Annotated in this window: 17 protein-coding genes; 10 read left to right on the top strand and 7 right to left on the bottom strand. The window is 68.2% G+C overall.

The window, feature by feature from the left end:
• Positions 1 to 395 precede the first annotated feature (395 nt).
• The 4 genes from BQ8420_RS11275 (at position 396) to BQ8420_RS11260 (ending at position 4,685) form a co-directional block, all read left to right on the top strand.
• Entirely contained in the window at positions 396 to 950 is a 555-nt protein-coding gene (locus tag BQ8420_RS11275; protein WP_087098110.1) for a heme-copper oxidase subunit III, read from the top strand.
• Positions 951 to 1,045: 95 nt separating this feature from the next.
• Positions 1,046 to 1,915 (top strand): c-type cytochrome, encoded by an 870-nt coding sequence (locus BQ8420_RS11270; protein ID WP_087098148.1) that lies wholly within the window; start codon positions 1,046 to 1,048, stop codon positions 1,913 to 1,915.
• On the top strand, positions 1,908 to 3,035 hold the full coding sequence (locus tag BQ8420_RS11265; protein WP_087098108.1) for a ubiquinol-cytochrome c reductase iron-sulfur subunit: 1,128 nt from the start codon (positions 1,908 to 1,910) through the stop codon (positions 3,033 to 3,035). The genes BQ8420_RS11270 and BQ8420_RS11265 overlap by 8 nt, the downstream gene beginning before the upstream one ends.
• A 3-nt stretch (positions 3,036 to 3,038) precedes the next feature.
• Positions 3,039 to 4,685: a cytochrome bc complex cytochrome b subunit gene (locus BQ8420_RS11260; protein ID WP_087098106.1), complete on the top strand. Its 1,647-nt coding sequence runs from the start codon at positions 3,039 to 3,041 to the stop codon at positions 4,683 to 4,685.
• Between the two features lie 277 nt (positions 4,686 to 4,962).
• On the opposite strand, the gene BQ8420_RS11255 is transcribed toward BQ8420_RS11260, so the two are convergent.
• A complete protein-coding gene (locus BQ8420_RS11255) occupies positions 4,963 to 6,771 on the bottom strand; it encodes a long-chain fatty acid--CoA ligase (protein WP_087098104.1) in 1,809 nt (602 codons plus the stop codon).
• Positions 6,772 to 7,259: 488 nt separating this feature from the next.
• On the opposite strand from BQ8420_RS11255, the gene BQ8420_RS11250 reads away from it, so the two are divergent.
• Together BQ8420_RS11250 and BQ8420_RS11245 are read left to right on the top strand one after the other, a co-directional pair.
• A complete protein-coding gene (locus tag BQ8420_RS11250; protein ID WP_087098102.1) occupies positions 7,260 to 7,751 on the top strand; it encodes a hypothetical protein in 492 nt (163 codons plus the stop codon).
• Between the two features lie 129 nt (positions 7,752 to 7,880).
• The gene (locus BQ8420_RS11245; protein ID WP_087098100.1) at positions 7,881 to 8,828 is read left to right on the top strand and encodes an ROK family glucokinase; all 948 of its coding nucleotides are present in this window, start codon (positions 7,881 to 7,883) and stop codon (positions 8,826 to 8,828) included.
• 93 nt (positions 8,829 to 8,921) lie between these two features.
• Here BQ8420_RS11245 and BQ8420_RS11240 read toward each other — a convergent pair whose 3' ends face one another.
• Entirely contained in the window at positions 8,922 to 9,749 is an 828-nt protein-coding gene (locus BQ8420_RS11240) for a 1-acyl-sn-glycerol-3-phosphate acyltransferase (protein WP_087098098.1), read from the bottom strand.
• A gap of 414 nt (positions 9,750 to 10,163) precedes the next feature.
• Here BQ8420_RS11240 and BQ8420_RS11235 point away from each other — a divergent pair, with 414 nt between their 5' ends.
• From BQ8420_RS11235 to macS, 3 genes are read left to right on the top strand one after another with little or no spacing between them, the layout of a single operon-like run.
• Positions 10,164 to 10,961, top strand: coding sequence for a carboxylesterase (locus tag BQ8420_RS11235; RefSeq protein ID WP_087098096.1), 798 nt, complete (start codon positions 10,164 to 10,166; stop codon positions 10,959 to 10,961).
• The gene (locus BQ8420_RS11230) at positions 10,958 to 11,854 is read left to right on the top strand and encodes a hypothetical protein (protein ID WP_087098094.1); all 897 of its coding nucleotides are present in this window, start codon (positions 10,958 to 10,960) and stop codon (positions 11,852 to 11,854) included. The genes BQ8420_RS11235 and BQ8420_RS11230 overlap by 4 nt, the downstream gene beginning before the upstream one ends.
• A gap of 3 nt (positions 11,855 to 11,857) precedes the next feature.
• Positions 11,858 to 13,003 carry a MacS family sensor histidine kinase gene (macS, locus tag BQ8420_RS11225; protein ID WP_255404863.1) on the top strand — a complete coding sequence of 382 codons (1,146 nt, stop codon included), beginning with the start codon at positions 11,858 to 11,860 and terminating at the stop codon, positions 13,001 to 13,003.
• Between the two features lie 5 nt (positions 13,004 to 13,008).
• Here the strand turns inward: macS and BQ8420_RS11220 are convergent, their stop codons facing one another.
• Positions 13,009 to 13,638 (bottom strand): molybdopterin-dependent oxidoreductase, encoded by a 630-nt coding sequence (locus tag BQ8420_RS11220; RefSeq protein WP_200815893.1) that lies wholly within the window; start codon positions 13,636 to 13,638, stop codon positions 13,009 to 13,011.
• 373 nt (positions 13,639 to 14,011) lie between these two features.
• Here BQ8420_RS11220 and aroF point away from each other — a divergent pair, with 373 nt between their 5' ends.
• Complete coding sequence (aroF, locus tag BQ8420_RS11215) at positions 14,012 to 15,058, top strand: 3-deoxy-7-phosphoheptulonate synthase (protein ID WP_087098090.1); 1,047 nt, start codon at positions 14,012 to 14,014, stop codon at positions 15,056 to 15,058.
• Positions 15,059 to 15,121: 63 nt separating this feature from the next.
• On the opposite strand, the gene thiI is transcribed toward aroF, so the two are convergent.
• From thiI to pknB, 4 genes are all read right to left on the bottom strand, one after another.
• A complete protein-coding gene (thiI, locus tag BQ8420_RS11210; protein WP_087098088.1) occupies positions 15,122 to 16,414 on the bottom strand; it encodes a tRNA uracil 4-sulfurtransferase ThiI in 1,293 nt (430 codons plus the stop codon).
• A 197-nt stretch (positions 16,415 to 16,611) separates the two neighbouring features.
• Positions 16,612 to 17,637, bottom strand: coding sequence for a 6-phosphofructokinase (locus tag BQ8420_RS11205; protein WP_087098086.1), 1,026 nt, complete (start codon positions 17,635 to 17,637; stop codon positions 16,612 to 16,614).
• 203 nt (positions 17,638 to 17,840) lie between these two features.
• A complete protein-coding gene (locus BQ8420_RS11200; RefSeq protein WP_087098084.1) occupies positions 17,841 to 18,506 on the bottom strand; it encodes a response regulator transcription factor in 666 nt (221 codons plus the stop codon).
• A 126-nt stretch (positions 18,507 to 18,632) separates the two neighbouring features.
• Positions 18,633 to 20,579 carry a Stk1 family PASTA domain-containing Ser/Thr kinase gene (gene pknB / locus BQ8420_RS11195; protein ID WP_087098082.1) on the bottom strand — a complete coding sequence of 649 codons (1,947 nt, stop codon included), beginning with the start codon at positions 20,577 to 20,579 and terminating at the stop codon, positions 18,633 to 18,635.
• Positions 20,580 to 20,643 lie beyond the last annotated feature (64 nt).

Genomic DNA, 20,643 nt, shown 5'->3' with positions numbered 1-20,643 from the left:
CTCGGGGGCCTTCGTTCCGGGCACCCCGGCGCGGCGTTGTCCAAAGGTGATTCTTTTGGTATCCGGCCGTTGCTTTTGAGGGGTTCGGGGAGCTTTCGGAAGGGTATTGAACGTCGCGGAACGCCCCAGCCACGCAGGTTCGCGCTACTTCTCGCATGTGAGCGCGTGGCATGCCCCGAATCACCGGCAGGGCGGCTACAGTAACGCCCGAGTCACGCTGGCGGCGTCACCCGAGCTCCGGAGGACGGTCGATCCCGGGGCTGATCCGTCGCCTTACGGGGGGTCGAGTACGGGTCTTCGCGGGATGCCGTAATAATGCTCCCGTGGCGACAGCAACCGCGAACTCAAAAACAGCAACCGCATCAGCGCATGGTGCGGCAAAGCGTCCTGACCTGGTGAGTGTTGGCACCATCGTGTGGCTGGCCAACGAACTCATGTTCTTCGCCGCGCTGTTCGCGATGTACTTCACCATCCGATCGGTGACGAACGGGAACCCAGAGCTCGGCGAGTGGGCGGACGTCCACCTCAACGTGCCGTGGGCCTCGACGATCACCATTGTCCTGGTGGCTTCCAGCTTCACCGCGCAGTTCGGCGTTTGGGCCGCAGAGCGCGGCGACGTCAAGAAGCTGCGCATGTGGTTCTTCATCACGTTCTTCATGGGCCTGTTCTTCATCTGTGGACAGGCTTATGAGTACTACGAGCTCATCGTCCACGAGGGCCTGACTCTTCAGTCGAGCGCCTACGGGTCGATGTTCTACCTGACCACGGGCTTCCACGGACTCCACGTCATCGGTGGTCTGATCGCGTTCCTCATCATGTTGGGACGCACGTACGCCGCGAAGCGCTTCACCCACCAGCAGGCGACAAGTGCGATCGTCGTGTCCTACTACTGGCACTTCGTCGACGTCGTCTGGGTCGCTTTGTTCTTCACCATCTACTTCATCCAGTGACCCGAAACGGGGAAACCGTGAAATGGATTACCGCGCGGCGGCGGCATCCCCTGGCGGGGTATGCCGTCGTCATCCTCGCGCTAGCCCTGTTCGGGGTGGGGTTTGCCGCTCTGGCCCCCGCCTCGGACGAGGCGCGTGCGCAGACGCTCTCGGCCGAGGCCCCGTCCCCCGAGGACGTGGACGCGGCCAACGGCAAGGCCATCTTCGACCAGACCTGTGCGAGCTGCCATAACTACGACGGAAGTGGCACCTACACGGACGAGGACGGCAACCGGGAGATGACCAACGGCCCCGACCTCCGTGAGGTCGGGTCGGCTTCTGTCGACTTCCAGGTCAGCACCGGCCGTATGCCGTCGATGAACCCCGAGGCCCAGATGCCTCGCAAGGACATGGTCATGTCCGAGCAGGACCTGGCCGACCTGATCGCCTACTACGACGAGTCGATCAGGACCGACGACATGGGGGCCGACATCCCCTATGACGTCCCGGACGCCGCTCCCGAGCGCGCGGACTTCGAGGACGATGAGTCCTACGAGGTCGCTCTCGAGGAGTACGAGGCCGAATACGACGCCTACATCGAGGGCGCCGACGACGTCGACATGGGCATGAAGCTCTACCTGACCAACTGCGCGCACTGCCACAGCTGGTCCGGTGGCGGCGGCGCCCTGACCGACGGCCGTTGGGCCCCCGAGCTCCATGACTCGACTCCGCGTGAGATCTACGAGGCCATGGTCAGTGGACCCGGCGCCATGCCGATGTTCAGCGACGGCGTCATCACCCCCGAGGAGAAGCAGGAGCTCATCTCCTATGTGAAGACGCTGCAGGCGGAACCGAACGCCGGCGGCATCTTCGACTTGGAGCGTGTCGGCCAGGTGGCGGAGGGATTCATCGGATGGACCATCGGTCTGTCCCTGATCATCGCCTGCGCGATCTGGATCACCGCGAAGCAGCGTGCCCATGACTGAGAAAAACAACGACAACAACGAGGCCGGTGCCGACGAACGTGTCGTCGGCACCCCGACGGACACCACCGACGTGGTGACCGAGACCTCGGCTCACTCCGAGAGTGAGCACAATGGGCCGTACCTGGCCTCGGAGACCCACAAGCGTCCGGAGGAGCAGCAGCGCCGTGGCGAGAAATTCGCCTCGGTCTGGTTCATCATCGCCTTCCTCGGCGGTATCGGGTTCTTGGTCTCCTACTTCCTCTTCCCGCCGAACGCGGCGGGGGAGCCGGCGATCGCGGACCCGCAGATCGGCCAGTACTCGAACATGCTGCTGGGTGGCACGCTCACCCTGGCCATGTTCGCGATCGGTGCCGGTATGACGGTGTGGGCGCGCAACGTGATGCCCCACTACGAGGTGGCCTCTCCCTACGACGACCTTCCCTCCAGTGAGGAGGAGAAGAGCTCCTTCAGCGAGTTCTTCATGAAGAGCGCCGACGAGAGCGGCTTCACCAAGCGTCCGCTGATGCGCCGTACGCTCATCCTGGCCATGCTGCCGCTGGGTCTGGCCCCGATCGTGCTCCTGCGCGACACCGGGCCGATGCCCGGTGACCAGATGAAGGAGACCCGCTGGGTCGACGGCATGCGCATGTTCGTCGAGGGGACCCACCGTCACCTCAGGGCCGAGGACCTGGAGAACGACCCGAACGGGATGATCTCCGCGCTCCCGGCGCTGGAAGACGACGGGTACCCGCACGGGATGAGCCTCACCGACCAGGCCAAGTCCGTCATCCTGCTCATCAAGGTGCCGGAGGACGACTGGAAGCCCGGTATGGACACCCCCGTCCGTGAGGGCAGCGACGAGACCCACATGAACTGGACTCACCAGGGCATCGTGGCCTACTCGAAGATCTGCACCCACGTCGGTTGTCCCGCGGCGCTCTACGAGCGCACCACGCACAGGATCCTGTGCCCGTGCCACCAGTCCACGTTCGACGCGACCGACGCCGCCAAGGTCGTCTTCGGCCCGGCGCACCGGCCGCTGCCGCAGCTGCCCATCGGCGTCGACGACGAGGGTTACCTCGTCGCCCGAGGAGACTTCAACGAGCCGACCGGGCCGACGTTCTGGGAATACAAGGACTAGTCGATGAGTAAGACCACGCAAGCACCCAAGGCGCTGCGCGGCGTCGGCAACTTCATCGACGACCGCTTCCACCTGGCCAAGACCGGCGAGAAGAACCTGCGCAAGGTCTTCCCGAACCACTGGTCTTTCATGCTGGGTGAGATCGCGCTGTACTCGTTCATCATCCTGCTCGTGACCGGCGTGTTCCTCACGCTGTGGTTCAAGCCGAGCATGCTGGAGGTCGTCTACGACGGCTCCTACGAGCGCCTCCAGGGCGTTCCCATGAGTGAGGCGTTCGCCTCGACCCTGCACATCGACTTCGATGTCCGGGGCGGGTTCCTCGTTCGTCAGATCCACCACTGGGCCGCGCTGATCTTCGTGGCCTCGCTGGTGGTGCACATGCTCCGTGTGTTCTTCACCGGTGCGTTCCGCAAGCCGCGTGAGATCAACTGGCTCATCGGTGTCGCCATCTTCTCCCTGGCCATGGTCGAGGGCCTCTTCGGCTACTCGCTGCCGGACGACCTGCCCTCGGGCATGGGTGTCCGCATCCTCCAGGGCGTGATGCTGGCGATCCCGTTGGTGGGCTCCTACATCTCGATGTTCCTGTTCGGCGGGGAGTTCCCCGGCGAGGACATCATCACGCGTCTGTACATGCTGCACGTGCTGCTGCTCCCGGCGATCCTGCTGGCGCTCATCGTGGCGCACTTCATGATCCTGTGGCACCAGAAGCACACGCAGTATCCAGGGCAAGGACGAACAGACAAGAAGGTGGTCGGAACACCCATGTTCCCCGCCTTCGCGGTCAAGGCGGGTGGGTTCTTCTTCTTCACCTTCGCCGTCATCGCCGGTCTGAGCGCGTTCGTCCAGATCAACCCGATCCACCTGTTCGGCCCCTTCACACCGACGTCCATCACCTCCGGTCTCCAGCCGGACTGGTACATGGGCTTCATGGAGGGTTCGCTGCGCATCTTCCCGAACTCGCTGGACTTCACGATCCCGATCGGTAACGGGTACCCCATCATCACGGCGGTCCTGATTCCGGGCCTGGGTGTCATGGGTCTGCTCTTCGGTGCGCTCGGGGCCTGGCCGTTCGTCGAACAGTGGATCACCGGTGACAAGCGCGCCCACAACGTCGCCGACCGTCCGCGCAACGCCCCGACCCGTACGGCTCTGGGCGTCGGCGGCATCGTCTTCTACGGTGTGCTCTGGCTCGCCGGTTCGAACGACATCCTGTCGGAGACGTTCTCGATCGACCTGTACCTGACCACGTACATCTTCCGTGTACTGATCTTCGTGGGTCCGGTCGTGGGCTACTTCGTCGCCAAGCGGATCTGCCTGGGTCTGCAGCGCCGTGACCGGGAGAGCCTGGAGCACGGTTACGAGAGCGGCATCATCCAGCAGCTGCCCAGCGGTGAGTTCATCGAGGTCCACAAGGAGAACTCGGACGAGACCACTCACGTGCTGGAGAGCAAGCCGGTCATCACCTCCACCGCGCTGGAGGAGCCCGAGACCGACGACAAGGGTGTGGAGAACCCCAACGCCCGCAAGGGCATGGGCAAGTTCCGCCGCGCCCTGGCCCACTGGTACACGAAGGACAACGTCTCCTTCGAGGGGGTGGAGGCCCACACCGGGCACCACCTGCACCATGGAGCCGAGGACAAGGACCACTAGAGTCCATCGGGGCACGCCCCGAACAGACGAGGGACCCGGCCGCCGAGCGCGGCCGGGTCCCTCGCGTTTCCCCCTGGTTCCCGGCCCCTTCGCTCCGAGCCTGCGAGGCGCTGTACCGCTCGCTGCGGCCCCGAATCCCGCCGGCACCACCCGAGGGTCGGGTCCACGCCCCGCGGCCCTTCTGGGCCCCCCTGGGCGCCCCGAGTACGACGAAGGGGGCCTGCGCCCGGATGGGCGCCGACCCCCTCTCGAAGATCCCTCGGACCTTCCGCGGTGATCAGCCCGCGTAGATGTCGTCGATCTCCTTGCTCCAATGCTTGGAGACCACGTGGCGCTTGACCTTCAGGGAAGCGGTCATCTGGCCGCCCTCCTCGGTGAAGTCGTGCGGCAGGATCTTGAACTTCTTGATGCCCTCGGCCTTGGAGACGGCCTTGTTGGCGTCGTCGACGGCTTCCTGGATCGCCGCGTTGAGGTCGGCGTCCTCGGTCAGGTCCGCGATCTCACCGCTCTTGTTCTTCTGCTCCTTCCAGAGCTGGAAGGACTCGGGGTCGATCGTGACCAGAGCCGCGATGAACTTGCGGTTGTCGCCGACGACCATGCACTGGCTGACCAGGGCGTGGGCGCGAATCCGGTCTTCGAGGACGGCCGGGGCGACGTTCTTGCCGCCCGCGGTGACGATGATCTCCTTCTTGCGGCCGGTGATGCTCAGGAACCCGTCGTCGTCCAGGGAACCCAGGTCGCCGGTGCGGTAGAAGCCGTCCTCGAAGGCCTCGGCGGTGGCCTTCTCGTTCTGCCAGTAGCCGACCATGATGTGGTCGCCCTTGAGCAGGACCTCGCCGTCGTCGGCGATGCGGATGGTGGTGCCCGGCAACGGCTGGCCGACGGTGCCGATCTTGTTGAAACCGGGGCTGTTGACCGACGTCGGGGCGGTGGTCTCGGTGAGGCCGTAGCCCTCGACGATGGTCAGGCCGGCGCCGCGGAAGAAATGACCCAGGCGCGCGCCCAGGGCGGAACCACCGGAGACCGCGTACTTGGCCTCGTTGCCGAGACGGTCCATCAGCTTGCTGTAGACCAGCTTCTTGAACACGCTGTGCTTGAGCTTGAGCGTGAACGGCACGCTGCCCTTGCCCAGCGCCTTGCTGTAGTCGATCGCGGTGTCGGCGGCGATGTTGAAGATCTTGCCCTTGCCCTCGGACTCGGCCTTCTGCTGCGCCTTGGTGAAGACCTTCTCGAACACGCGGGGGACCGCGAGGAGGAAGGTGGGCTTGAATACGGAGAACTCGTCGATCAGGTCCGGGCCGGTGCTGGGGTAGTGGCCCAGGACGGCCTTGCCCTCGATGACCATGACCTGGACGAAACGCGCGAAGACGTGCGCCAGGGGGAGGAAGAGCAGGGTGGAGGGGGTGCCCTCGTGCTCCTTGATGATGGGTTTGGCCGGACCCTCCAGCGCCGAGTGGGCGATGAAGAGGAAGTTGCGGTGCGTCAGCTGGCAGCCCTTGGGGCGGCCGGTGGTGCCGGAGGTGTAGATGAGGGTGGCGACGTCATCGGCCTTGACCGCGGTACGTCGCTTCTCCAGGTCCTCGTCGGTGATCTCGGCGCCGGAGGCGCGCAGGGTCTCCAGGTCGTCGCCGTCGAACTTCCAGACGTTGGCGAGCTCGGGGGCCTCGCCCTTGACGGACCCGATGCGCTCGGCGTGGGCGTCGGTCTCCACGAAGACGGCCTTGGCGGCGGAGTCGGAGAGGATCCACTGGATCTGCTCGGCGGAGGAGGTCTCGTAGATCGGGACGGTGACGGCGCCGATCGCCCAGATGGCGTAGTCGACGGCCGTCCACTCGTAGCGGGTGCGCGACATGACGGCGACGCGGTCGCCCTGCCCGATGCCCGCGCCGACGAGGCCCTTGGCGTATCCGACGATGTCACCGTGCAGCTGCTCGACGGTCACGTCGCGCCACTGGCCGGCTCCGGCCTGCTCCTGGCGACGGGCGGCGACGGCGTTCGGCTCGGCGACCGCGCGCGCAAAGAGCGTGTCGGTCAGCCGCGCCTCATCGGAGATCTCAGCATTCGCGGGAGAGCTGTATTCGCGCACGTGGTGCTCCTGGGCGTGTACGGGTGTGGTGGATGGGGACGTGACGACCGTAACAACAGGACCCTACTCGTGAGTAGGAAGGGTTGTCGTTCGGTATCCAACGGTGATCCGGGCTTGATGGGAGGGGTCAGGCGAAAGCGCTGTTCAAGCCGCCTGTCCGGACTTTTCCCGTGCCGGTTCACGCGCGGGGGTCTCTTCCGGATCCCATCTGCGGAATGTGCAGGTCAGACGGGTTGTCGGGGTTGCTCCTCGCGCGGAGCCGAGACTATCGCCTGCCGGTGCCTTCGTGTACATCCTGTTACATATGAGTTCTTTACGCCGGCTGGGGTGACCGTGGTCTCCTCCGGCGGGTACCCTCTTCGATCCTCTCAACGCGGTAGGGGCCCCGAGTCATCCCTGGCTCTCCCCTGAACCTGCCCTGAGTGGCCCGCCCGCCCCTTCGTTCTGCGGTTAACGTGATGCCACGGACGACAGGAGGCTCGCCAGAGATGACCGAGAACAACGGCGGACGGAACGGCTCCCGCAACGAGGACCCCGATCCCATCGACGACGCCCTACGGCTGGTCGGCACGCTCCAGCGCAAACTGCTGGCGGCGGGGGTGCGGCGCGGTGTGAGCGCGGTCACCAATCCGCCGCCCAAGGGCGACGTGTGGGAGGAGGCCATCCGGATGGAGACCGAACAGGAGCGTCCTCCGCTGGAGGAGCTCGCCGACATCGTTCGCAAGAGCGCCCCGGAGGTCGCCGGGCACCTGGGTCGCGCCGGCTTGTCCCTGGCCGACGCCCTGGGGCGTACCTGGGGCGTGGTCGAGCGCGGCCTGGAACAGGGACGCGTGGAGGCCGATCGTGCTCGCGCGGAGAGGGAGGAGCGCGAGCGTACCGACCGTGAGCGCGACGCGCGGATGCGACGTGAGTCCTCCACCGACGAACCCTCCGCCGTCGAGGAGGGCGTGAGCCGAGGTGAGGGGCGGGGTGAGGAGTAGTCGTCACCGGGGTGTTCGCGGCGTCGAGAGCCTGGTTTAATCGAGTGGTTTGCACCATTTGAAAACCTGATGACATCAAGCCCGCTACTTATGTCAGGTTTTAGGCGAAAGTGTGAAGGAGCCGCCCCCATGCCGACCATCGGCGTAGACATCGGTGGAACCAAGGTCGCCGCCGGTGTCGTCGACCACGACGGGCAGATCCTGGACAAGGTCAAGTACCCGACCCCCGCCAACGATCCCGGTCAGCTCGCCGACACCGTCGCCAAGGCGGTGGAGGAGCTGCGCGGTCGCATCCCGGACACGCCCATCGAGGCGGTCGGAGTGGGGGTGGCGGGCTTCGTCGACGAGGACCGCTCCACCGTCCAGGTCGCCGTCAACCTGGGGCTGCGCGACGAACCCCTCAAGGAGCGCGTCCAACAACGGGTCGAACTTCCCGTGGTCATCGAGAACGACGCCAACGCCGCCGCGTGGGCCGAGTCCCGTTTCGGTGCGGGCCGCGGCAGCGACCACATCGTCTGCGTCACCCTGGGCACGGGGATCGGGGGCGGTCTCGTCCTCGGCGGTGAACTGCACCGCGGTCGCTTCGGGGTGGCGGCGGAGGTGGGCCACTACCGGATGGTCCCGCACGGACGTCGCTGCGCCTGCGGCAACCACGGTTGCTGGGAGCAGTACGCCAGCGGTCGCGCCCTGGTCGCCGAAGGCCAGGACCTGGCCCGCACCGACCCCGTACGAGCCGAGCGCATGCTCGACATCGCGGGCGGGACCGTGGACGGCATCGGCGGTGAGTGCATCACCCAGGCCGCGTTGGAGGGCGACGCCGCCGCCTTGGAGTGCTTCCGGATCGTGGGGGAGTGGGCGGGGCTCGGCCTGGCCGACCTGGCCGCCATCCTCGACCCCGAGTGCTTCGTCCTGGGCGGAGGTGTCTCGGACGCGGGCGACATCCTCCTCGACCCGGTCCGGGCCTCCTTCGCCCGACACGTCTCCGGCCGGCCGGGCCGTCGCCTGGCCGAGGTCCGGGTGGCCGAACTCGGCGGCGCCGCAGGCATCGTGGGGGCCGCCGACCTCGCCCGTCACTGACCCGCGGGTCACCGGGCCCGGTCGCACGTGAAGGGGGCCGGTACGGAAAGGACACTCCTTCCGTACCGGCCCCCTTCGGCGTCGCTTCGAGCCTCAGGCGTCCTCGGGTCCGTCCTCGGTCTTCGTCTTCTCCGCCTTCTTGGCCTTCTTGCGGGCCTTGCGGTCGGCCTTGCGGTCCGCGCGCTCGGACCGTCGACGGTCCTTGGCGTCGGCGTTCTCCTCGCGCCGGGCCTCCTTGGCCTCCGCCTCCAGTTCGGTCTTGACCGACTGGGCGTAGCGGTCCACGTACTCCTGACCGGACAACTCCATCAGCGCGTACATGATCTCGTCGGTGATCGCGCGCAGGACCCGCTGGTCCTTCTCCATCCCCTGGTATCGGGAGAAGTCGAGCGGCTTTCCGAACACCACCTTGGGGCGGACCCCCAGCTTGGGAACGGTGCGACCGGGAGGCATGATCTTTTCGAGGTTGATCATGGCCATCGGCACCACCGGAGCCTTGGCCTCCAGCGCCAGACGGGCCACACCGGTGCGGCCTCGATAGAGCTTGCCGTCGGGGGAACGGGTGCCCTCGGGGTAGATGCCGAGCAGGTCGCCGCGCTTGAGCACGCGCAGACCGGTGCGCAACGCCGCCTCACTGGCCTTGCCACCGGACCGGTCGATCGGGATCTGTCCCACGCCGGTGAAGAACGCCCGACTGACGAACCCCTTCACCCCGGTGCCGGTGAAGTACTCGGCCTTGGCGAGGAAGGTGATCTTGCGGGGCAGGGGCAAAGGCCCGAAGAAGTGGTCGGAGAACGACAGGTGGTTGCTGACCATGATGGCCGGACCGCGCCTGGGCACGTTCTCCACGCCCTCGGCGCGGGGCTGCCACAACACGGCCAGTACCGGCCCCAGGATCGCCTTGACCACCCAGTAGAACATCGCTTCAGATCACCCCTGCACACGCGGGGAGCACTGGGCAGGATCTGCCACGTCTCACTGTCCCGCTCGGCCGACAACGAACGCCCCCACACGGCGAGGGGGAGGTTGACTCGTGTCATCCTCCCACCACGCACGGGTGACCGCCAAAGCGTCCGGAACCGGACGCCGGTGTCCGTCGTGAAGAGGGGCCGCACCGCGGGGCATAGTCGAGGATACTCACCGGTCGGGGCGGCTCGGGGGCCGACCCACGCCGCGGGGTCCGACGAACGAGGGAACACACCCGGACATCGCGTGGTTCGAGCAGGGGAACGTTACCGTGCACTCGATGACAAACGCTTGCCCGAGCGACTAGCCTCACGGCTGGGGAGTCCACTATCCCGATCCCCCTGCCGCACGATCCCCGGGAGCCACCCAGTGAGACCGACCAGCGCCCTTCCCCTCCTCCTGGGAGCGGACCCCTTCAGCCACGTCGGGTCCCGCACTGGTGTGCTGCTCTGCCACGGTTTCACCGGTTCGCCCTACTCGATGCGCCCCTGGGCCGAGTACCTGGCCGCGTCCGGCCTCTCCGTCGAACTGCCCCGCCTGCCCGGCCACGGCACCACCTGGCAGGACATGGCCACCACCGGAAGCGACGACTGGTACGCGGCCGTGGAGGAGGCGCTCCTCGATCTCGCCTCGCGCTGCGACGAGGTGTTCGTCATGGGGCTGTCCATGGGCGGAGCGCTCACCCTGCGCCTGGCCCAGGAACACCCCGACGTGGTCACCGGGGTCGTACTGGTCAACCCCTCCCTGACGGTGGAGGATCGGCGGCTCCCGTTCATCGCCCCCATCCGCCACTTCGCCGCCCGCCTCCTGCCGTCCACGCCCGGGATCGGTAGCGACGTCGCCCTCGAACCGGCCGGTGAGGGCGGGTACGACCGGATCCCCACCGCGGCCGCCGCGACACTCCCGAGACTGTGGCGCACGGTTCAGGAGAGCATGTCCGGTTTGCGCGCGCCGATCCTGGCCTACCGCAGCACACAGGACCACGTCGTCGGACCGGAGAGTCTGCGTATCCTCGCTAGGAGAGCGGTCAACACCCGGCTGACGATCCACCTGCTTCACGACAGCTACCACGTGGCGACCCTCGACCATGACGCCGCCACCATCTTCGAGGGCAGCCTCGCCTTCGTGGGAGAACTCAGTAGAAGCGGGGAAGGAGCCGACCGATGACACAACGTCGGGGCAACGGCCTGCTCGCCGACACCTACGTCCCCCTGATACTCCTCGCGCCGACCCACGCCGACCTCATGCTGGAGGCGCTCCGACGCAGTGGCATCGCCGCCTACGCGGTCCCCCTGGAGGAGGACGTCCTGGAGCCCACCGGCGGCCAGGTCGAGGATCCGCCCACCGACCACCTGTACGTCGACGCCGAGGAACGGGGCGCCGCCGAACAGGTGCTGGGCTCCGAACTGCCCGATCTTTCCGGACCCGACCTGCTCGCACCGGGCTCGGACCCCCGCCCCGAGGGGGAGGACGAGCAGGACCCGGAGACCTTCACCGCCAAGGAGGGTCCCCAACCCCCGGTCGGTGGCGACCTCCTGGACGGTCCCACGACCGACCTGGCCGACGAGGTCGTGCTCCCGGGGGCGGAGGACGAGGTCTGGAACGACCTGGTCGCCCGCTTCTACGACGAGGACGAGACCTCCGGCGCGCGGCGCGATCGGGTCGCCTGGCCGGACGCGGAGAACCTCGACGCGCCCGACGAACGCGGCAACGAACTCGGTGACATCCTCGCCGGCCTGCCGCGCGACATCGAGGACGACGACGAGGAGACACGCGAGGAGAACCGGCGCCGGGCGGAGGCCGAACGCGAGGGCCACTACGAACCCCCTCCGCCCTCGCCGCTGATCCAGGGGGACCGGGCCGGCATCGCCGCCTGGTTCGGACTCCTGGGCGTGCCGGCGTTGCTGTTCGGCACCGCCTTCCTGGGCGTGTCCCTGCCCGACTGGATGATGCTGGTGGGCATCCTGGTGTTCCTGGGCAGTTTCGTGCTGCTCATCCTGCGCATGGCCGATTCCCGGTCCTCGGGCGACAACGGTCCCGACGACGGGGCGGTGGTCTGAGCCCTGGGCTTCGACGTCCCCCTCTGGCGCACCTTCACCCTCTACCGCGCCATCACCCTGGTCCACGCGCTGCTCATGGTGGTCCAGAACCACCAGTACCTGGACCGCCCCTGGGTCGCCTGGCTCGTCCTGGTGGTGATGGCGGTGTGGACGGTGGTCACCCACCAGGTCTACGCCGTCCCCTCCCGCCGCACCTCACGATTCCTGTGCGCCGACCTGCTCGTCGCGTTCGGCTGTCTGTTCGCCACCGCCCTGGCAGCGGAACCCTTCTACCTCACCCAGGCCCCGCCGCTGAGCTCCTACTGGTTCGCCGGGACCGCCTTGGCCGCGAGCGTCATCTGGGGCCGCCGAGGCGCCGCCACGGTCGCCATCGCTTATGGGATCGCCGACCTCACCCTGCGCGTGATCATGGACGCCGCCATCACCGGAGCCACCGCCCGAGGCGTGGTCCTGCTGTTGCTGACCGGCCTGGCCGTGGGCTACATGGCGCGAGTGGCCGAACAGGCCGAGGAGCGCTTCGCCCAGGCCGTCACCTTGGAGGCGCGCATCCGTGAACGGGAGCAACTCGCCCGTTCCATCCACGACTCGGTGTTGCAGGTGCTGGCCCTGGTGCGTCGGCGCGGTGACGAGATCGGGGGAGAGGCCGCGGAACTGGGGCGGATGGCCGGTGAACAGGAGGTCCGGCTCCGGTCGCTCGTCGCGGACGGGCTGAACACCACGGTGGCGGTCCACGACGTCTCGGCCGGGGAGGCCGGCCCCCTGGACCTGCGCGACCTGCTGCGTCCCCTGCAGTCGGTCCGGGTCACCGTCGCCGCGCCCGCCACCCGCGTCGAACTGCCCGATCACACCGCCCGTGAGCTGACCGCGGCGGTCGCGGCGGCCTTGGACAACGTCGAACGGCACTGCCCGGAGGGGACCCGGGCCTGGGTGCTGGTGGAGGACGAACCCGACGCGGTCATGGTGACCGTGCGCGACGACGGCCCCGGCATCCCACCGGACCGGCTGGAGCGAGCGCGCGCCGAGGGCCGTCTGGGGGTCGCCCAGTCCATCCTCGGGCGCGTGGGCGACCTGGGTGGGACTACCGAGATCCACAGCGACCCGGGGGAGGGCACCGAGTTCGAGATGCGCGTGCCCCGACCGCAGGCCTGAGTCGGTCACAGGGGCGGGCCGTCACCGGGCTCCTCCTGGTGGGAGAAGCGTTCCTCCCCCCAGGGGTCGGCCCGGTTGTGATACCCGCGGTCCTCCCAGAACCCGCGACGGTCGCCCACCATGTACTCCACCGAGCGCAGCCACTTCACGCTCTTCCACCCGTACAGGTGCGGCACCACCAGGCGCAGGGGGAACCCGTGTTCGGGGGCGAGCGGGGCTCCGTCTCGGTGGGTGGTCAGCAGCACCCCGTCGGCGAGGAAGTCGTCCATGCGCATGTTGGCGCTGTAGCCGTACTCGCCCCAGGCCATCACATGTGTGGCCTCGGGGGCGGGCGGCGCCAGCCCCACCAGGTCGGTGGCGCGTACCCCGCCCCAGTGCACGTCCGGGATGCTGAACCGCATCACACAGTGGAAGTGGCGCATCTCCCGCGCGCGCGGCAGCGCGGTGAACTCGTTCCAGTCCCACCGGTAGGTGCCCAACGACTCGGTGGCCCCGAACACGCGGAAGTCCCACCGAGCCGGCCGGAAGGAGGGGACCCGCCCGTAGTGCAGCGGTTTGTGCTCGTGGCGCACCGCCTGCCCCGGTGGCAGCCCGTCCCGGTCGACCCTCGTGTCGGGCTCCGTCCCCTCGGACACTCCGTTCCCCCTGCAAGGCTCGCTCGTCCACCGGCGTTCGCCGATGGACCCCGCGCTCCCACGACCGATGTGGGACCCGCGGCGTCTGTCATCCTGCCAGGCGGCGACGAGAGCCAGATCACTCACCCCGGGCGTGCGCGCCGGCCGCGGGCGTGCGCTATAGTCACAGCCATGCAGCGGAACTTTTGGCGCTTTTATGGCTACCGGCCCATCTCCCCGGTCGCCTGTAAAGCCCTGCGCTGACACAGACGACTTCCCAGGAGCCCCGGGCCGGTACAGGCCCGGGGCTCCTTTGTGTTCCACCCGGACCGGACTGGCCAGGCGAGACGACCCAGCGGCACCGCCGCACAACCGACGAACAGGGACAACCCACATGGTCATCGTTATGGCACCGGACGCCACCGCGGACAACATCGACGCGCTCGTCGAGCTGGTCACCTCCTCCGGGGGTGAGGCGTACGTGACCCGCGGCGTCAGCAGGACGATCATCGGGCTGGTGGGCGACGTCGAGCGGTTCCAGGACCTGGGCCTGAGCGCCAAGCCCGGTGTCGGTGACGTGCTGCGCATCTCCGCCCCCTACAAGCTGGTCAGCCGCGAGAACCACGACAGCCGCACCGTCGTCAGCGTTCGCGGCGTGCCGATCGGCGGCGAGCACATGACCGTCATCGCCGGCCCCTGCGCGGTCGAGACGCCCGAGCAGACCCTCGCGGCGGCCCACATGGCCAAGGCCGCCGGTGCCGCCCTGCTGCGAGGAGGCGCCTACAAGCCTCGCACCTCCCCGTACGCCTTCCAGGGGCTCGGTGAGCAGGGTCTGAAGATCCTCTCCGACGTGCGCGCCGAGACCGGCATGCCGATCGTCACCGAGGTCGTGGACGCCGCCGACGTCGACCTGGTCGCCTCCTACGCGGACATGCTCCAGATCGGCACCCGCAACATGCAGAACTTCGCGCTGCTGCAGGCCGCCGGGGACGCGGGCAAGCCCGTCCTGCTCAAGCGCGGCATGAGCGCCACCATCGAGGAATGGCTGATGGCCGCCGAGTACATCGCTCAGCGCGGCAACCTCGACATCGTGCTGTGCGAGCGCGGCATCCGCACCTTCGAGAAGGCCACCCGCAACACCCTGGACATCAGCGCGGTGCCGGTGGCGCAGAACCTCACCCACCTGCCGGTGATCGTCGACCCGTCCCACTCCGGTGGCAAGCGCGACCTGGTCCTGCCGTTGTCCCGCGCGGCCATCGCCATCGGTGCCGACGGCATCATCGTGGACGTGCACCCGAACCCGGAGACGGCCCTGTGCGATGGCCCCCAGGCTCTGGTCGAGGAGGACCTGGGTGTGCTGCGCGACGTGGCCGGCACCCTGGCCACCCTGAGCGGACGCACGCTCACCCCGGCCCCGGCGCGGGAGCTCGCCGACGTATAGAGGTATGAGAAAGGGAGCGGTGCCCTCGGGGCGCCGCTCCCTTTCTCGTGTCCGGTCCGTCGCTCACACGGTGGGCACGGCCGTGGCCGCTGCCGGGACGACCCCCTTCTTTGGGGCCGCGTCACCCAGGAAGCTGGGCTTGTGCATCTGGGCCGTGGTCACCAGGTACTCGGCGAGTTCCTCGGCGTCCAGGCGCTTCTCGATCGTGCGCAGGTCGGGGATCTTGGCGGCGGTCTCCACCTGACGCGGGGTCAGCATCGTGCAGCAGTCCTCGTCGGGCAGCTCCGAGATGGCCAACGTCCCGATCTTGCGGGCCTGGTCCATGATCTCGCTCTTGTCCATGCCGATGAGCGGCCGCATGATCGGCATGTCCACCGCGTCGTCCAGCGCGGTCAGGTTGGTCATCGTCTGACTGGAGACCTGTCCCAGGGCGTCGCCGGTGATCAGGCACTCCGCGCCCAGGTCATCGGCCAGGGCCTCGGCGGCCTTGAGCATCAGTCGCCGCTGGGCGACGATCTGCAGGCGCTCGATGCCCGAGCTCTTCAGCTGCTGCTGGGCCTTGCCGAAGGGCACCACGAACAGGCGCGAACCCACCTGGTAACGGTCGATCTGCCGGACCAGGCTGTAGGCCTTGTAGATGGACTCGGGGCCGGTGAAGGGCATCCCGGAGAAGTGCAGGAAGTCGACCTTCAGCCCGCGCCGGATCATCCGGTGGGCCGCCACGGGCGAGTCGATGCCACCCGACATCAGCACCAGACCGCGACCGCTCATGCCTGCGGGCAGACCGCCCTGGCCGGGGATGCCGTCGGTGAAGACGAACGCCTCGTCCTTGTCGATCTCCACGTACAGGGTGTTGTCGGGGCGCTTGAGGTTCACCTTGTAGCCGTGCGCCTCGATGATCTTGGAACCGAGGTATCCGGCCAGCTCACCGGAGTTCATCTCGAAACGCTTGTCCCGGCGGCGGGCGCGCACCGCGAAGGTGCCCTCCCGGTCGGCCATGGAACGCACGGACACGTCCACGATGGCGTCGAGGTCCTTGCGGACCCGGCGCACCAGGTGCACCCACACCACGCCCATGACGTTGGCCATACGGTCGGCGATCGCGGCGATCTCCAGGTCCGACGCCTCGGGCTTGCGCACGATGATGACGCCGGCGCCCCGCTGGGAGAGACGGATATCGCCCAGATCGCGCACGGAAGAGCGGATGTTGTTGTGCAGCCGGCGCTCGAAGAGCTTGCGGTTGGAACCCTTGAGGACGATCTCACCGAGCTTCATCAGCACGCAGAGCTCGCCGAGCCCGGCGTCGGCTCCGGCCTCGGTTACGGGGAGCGGCGCGGACTCCAGCGACGCGGACATGGTGCTTACCTCCGGAAAAGATGATGCCTTCGTGCCCGGTGAGGAGATGAGGGGCGGGCGGTGGTGGGACCGGGCGCGTCCACCGCTGTCTTCCAGTATCGAACAATCCACGGAGCGCTCGGTACATTCCCGGCGGACACCGGACACACCAACGGCCCCTCCCGGACCGGAAGGGGCCGTCCATGGTGCTCTTCGGATCAGCCGAAGAAGACCTCGGCTTCCTCGTAACGCTCGGCCGGGACCGTCTTGAGCGTGTCGGTGGCCTCGGCCAGGTCCACCCGGACGATGTCGGTGCCCTGGAGGGCCACCATCTTGCCGAAGGCCTTGTCGTGCACGGAGTCGATGGCGTTCACGCCCAGGCGGGTGGCGAGCACCCGGTCGAAGGCGCTGGGGGTACCGCCGCGCTGGACGTGACCCAGCACCACCGAACGGGACTCCTTGCCGGTGCGCTTCTCGATCTCCTCGGCCAGGTTCTGGCCGATGCCGCCCAGACGCACGTGCCCGAAGGAGTCCTTCGCGCCGGTGGCGAGCTCCATCTGGCCTTCCTTGGGGTGAGCACCCTCGGCGACCACCAGTATGGGGGCGTACTGGGTCTCGAAGCGGCTCTGGACGTGCTTGACGACCTCGTCGATGTCGAAGGGGCGCTCGGGGATGAGGATGACGTTGGCGCCCGCCGCCATGCCCGAGTGCAGGGCGATCCACCCGGCGTGCCGGCCCATGACCTCCACGACCAGGGCGCGGTGGTGGGACTCGGCGGTGGTGTGCAGCCGGTCGATCGCCTCCATGGCGATGTTGACGGCGGTGTCGAACCCGAACGTGTAGTCCGTGGCGTTGAGGTCGTTGTCGATGGTCTTGGGCACGCCCACGACGTTGACGCCGCGGTCGTGCAGCTGGCGCGCCACCCCGAGGGTGTCCTCGCCGCCGATGGCGATGAGGGCGTCCACGCCCAACCCCGCCATGTTGTCCTTGACGCGTTCGACGCCGCCCTCGATCTTCATCAGGTTGGTGCGCGAGGAGCCCAGGATGGTCCCGCCGCGCGGCAGGATGCCGCGCACGGTGCTGACGTCCAGCGGCATGGTGTCGCCCTCCAGGGGCCCACGCCAGCCGTCCCGGAAGCCGATGAACTCGTAGCCGTAGTCCTTGATGCCCTTACGGACCACGGCGCGGATGACAGCGTTCAGACCTGGGCAGTCTCCGCCACCGGTCAGGACCCCGACTCGCATGCGACTTCTCCTCGACGTTCGATGTGTTCACGGCGCCTGGCGCCAATATGGTCTAGACCATAGTGGGGGCGGGGAGTTCGGGCCAACCCCGCAACGGGAAACGCCTTCCGAAACCCACACCCCATCAGGTGGTGCGGGTGTCCGAAAGAGCCGGACGTCCCGGTGGACGGAACCCGGCCGGCCCGTCCTCAGTCGTCCAGCCCTCAGTCGTCCAGCCCTTGGTCGATGGCGTAACGCACCAGCTCCACACGGTTGTGGAGCTGCAGTTTGGTCAGGGTGTTCTGCACGTGGTTCTGCACCGTGCGATGGGAGATGGTGAGTCGGCGCGCGATCTGTTTGTAGGCCAGGCCCTTGGCCACCAAGCGCAGCACCTCGGTCTCCCGGGGTGTGAGCCGCGGCGCGTTCTCGGCCCCTTCCCGCGAACGATCGTGCTCGCTCGACAACCTGCGGTACTCACCGAGGACCAGACCGGCCAGTCCGGGGGTGTAGACCGCGTCCCCGGCGTCGACACGGCGCACCGCGTCCAGAAGTTCCTCGCGCCCGGCCGACTTCACGAGGTAGCCCGTGGCCCCGGCCTTGACCGCGGACAGGACGTCCTCGCTCTCCCCGCTGGCGGACAACACCAGCACCCGCGGGGGTTCGGGCAGGGCGATCAGGGCGGCGGTGAGTTCCACCCCGGTGGTGTCGGGCAGGTTCAGGTCCACCACCGCCAGGGTGGGGCGGGCCGCGGGCGCGATGCGCATCGCCTTGGCGCCGTCGCCCGCGGTCCCCACCACCGTCATCCCCGCCTCGCCGAGGTCGCGGGCGACCGCGTCGAGCCACATGGGGTGATCGTCCACCACCAGTACCCGGATGTTCTCGCCGTCCATGCGCCGAGCGTAGCGGGCGCGGGCCCGTGAGCACAGCGGGCCGGCCGTATCGGGCCCCAACGCCGGGAGGGGCGGGGAGCACGAGCTCCCCGCCCCTCCCGGGCGGTGGTGGACGTTCCTCGGCGGTCAGTCGTCGTCTTCGTCCGGGTCGATGACGACACCGCCGGGTGTCGCGGTGATCGTGATCTCGGTGCCCTCCGGAGCCTCACCGGTGTGCGACTGGTGGCCGATGGTCCGACCGCCCAGGATGCGCTCCACCTTGACGTCGAAACCGGCGTCCTCCAAGGTCTCACGAGCGTCCTTGATCCGCTCGCCGAGCACGTCCGGGATCTCCACCTCCGGCGGACCGGTGGACACGGTCAGGGTGACGGTGGACCCGGGGCCCACGTTGGTGCCGGTGTCGGGGGTCTGGTCGATGACCTGACCCTCGTCCACGTTCTCGCTGTCCTCCTCGACGATCTCGACCGTCAGGCCCAGATCCTCCAGGGTGGCCTCGGCGTCCTCGCGCTCCTCGCCGGCCAGGCTCGGCACCGGAATGCCCTTGCTGACGGTGAGCGTCACCGTCTCCTCGCGGTCGGCGGTGGCCCCCGCCTCGGGCGCACTGGAGATGACCTGGCCCGGATCGTTGTCGGGGGACTCGACCTCCTCCTGCTCGATCCGGTCGGTCTCGAAGCCCAGGTCCTCCAGGTCCTTGAGGGCGTCGGCGATGTTCTGCCCGGCGATGTCGGGCATCTCCACCTCCTGCGGCCCCTTGGAGACGTACACCGTCACCGGGTCGCCGGGGGAGAGGCGCTCACCCTCCTCGGGGTCGGTGGCGCCCACCTCGCCCACGGAGACGTCGCTGTAGACCGGCTCCTCGGACAGGTCGTAGATCAGTCCGGCCGAACGGATCTCGTCCCGGGCGATCTCGGGCGTGGCGCCGACCACGTCGGGGACGGGTTCGAAGCGGCCCAGCAGGAACCACCAGCCGACCACGCCCACGAGCAGCGCCATGGCGGCGGCGCCCACCACCAGCAGGCGGTTGCGCGAGAACCAGGAACCGCCCCCGTCATCGGAGCCGTAGCCGTCGTCGTAGTCGTCGGCGTTCATGTCGACGACCATGGTGGCGTTCTCGGTGCCCGGTCCCGCCCCGCCCGCGATCAGCTGGGGCGCGGTCATGGTGACGCCTGCCGCGCCGGAGGGCGCGACCGGCGTCATGTGCTGGGAGCCCGAGGGCGACTCGGGCAGGGTCCGGAGGACCTCCAGCACCTTGGCCAGGTACTGACCGGCGTTGCCGGGCCGGTACCTGGGGTCACGCTCCGTGGCCTTGGTGACCAGGGCGTCCACCTCGGGCGGGAGACCCGGCAGGAAGTGCGAGGGCCGCGGTACGTCCTCGTTGACGTGTTGGTAGGCGATGGCGATGGGGGTCTCGCCGGTGTGCGGCTGACCGCCGGTGAGCAGCTCGTAGAACATGATGCCCGCGGCGTAGACGTCGCTGCGGGCATCGGCGACGCCCTTCTCGATCTGTTCGGGGGCCAGGTAGGCGGCGGTACCCATCAGGGTGCCGGTGCGGGTCAGTCCCTGGTTGGACTGCTCGACCGCGCGCGCCAGTCCGAAGTCGGCGACCTTGACCCGACCGTCCTCGGTGAGGAGGACGTTCTCGGGCTTGACGTCACGGTGCACCATGCCGGCCTGGTGGGCGGCGCCCAGGGCGGCCAGCACCGGAGCCATGAAGTTCAGCGTCTGCCGGGGGGTCAGTCGACCACGTTCCTTGAGCAGGTCGCGCAGGGTACGTCCGGGGACGTATTCCATGGCCAGGAACACGTGTCCCTGGTCCTCGCCCTGGTCGAAGACCTGGACCACGTTGGGGTGCGAGAGCTTGGCGACCGAGTGCGCCTCGTTGATGAAGCGTTGGACGAAGGAAGGGTCCTGCGCCAGGGACGGGTGCATGACCTTCAGAGCGAGTCTGCGGTCCAGCCTGAGGTCGTGGGCGACGTAGACCGTCGCCATGCCGCCACCGGCGATCCTGGACTCGACGAAGTAGCGACGGTCCAGCGTCGCGCCTACAAGCGGGTCGGAAGTCGTCATGTCCACGGCGGAGTTGTGTCCTTGCTGCGGGGAGCGCGGGAGGTCGCGGCCGATGGCGCGTACCCGACAC

The organism is Nocardiopsis sp. JB363 (assembly GCF_900143625.1).
Classification (GTDB): domain Bacteria; phylum Actinomycetota; class Actinomycetes; order Streptosporangiales; family Streptosporangiaceae; genus Nocardiopsis.
This window is presented reverse-complemented; position numbering and strand designations above follow the sequence as displayed.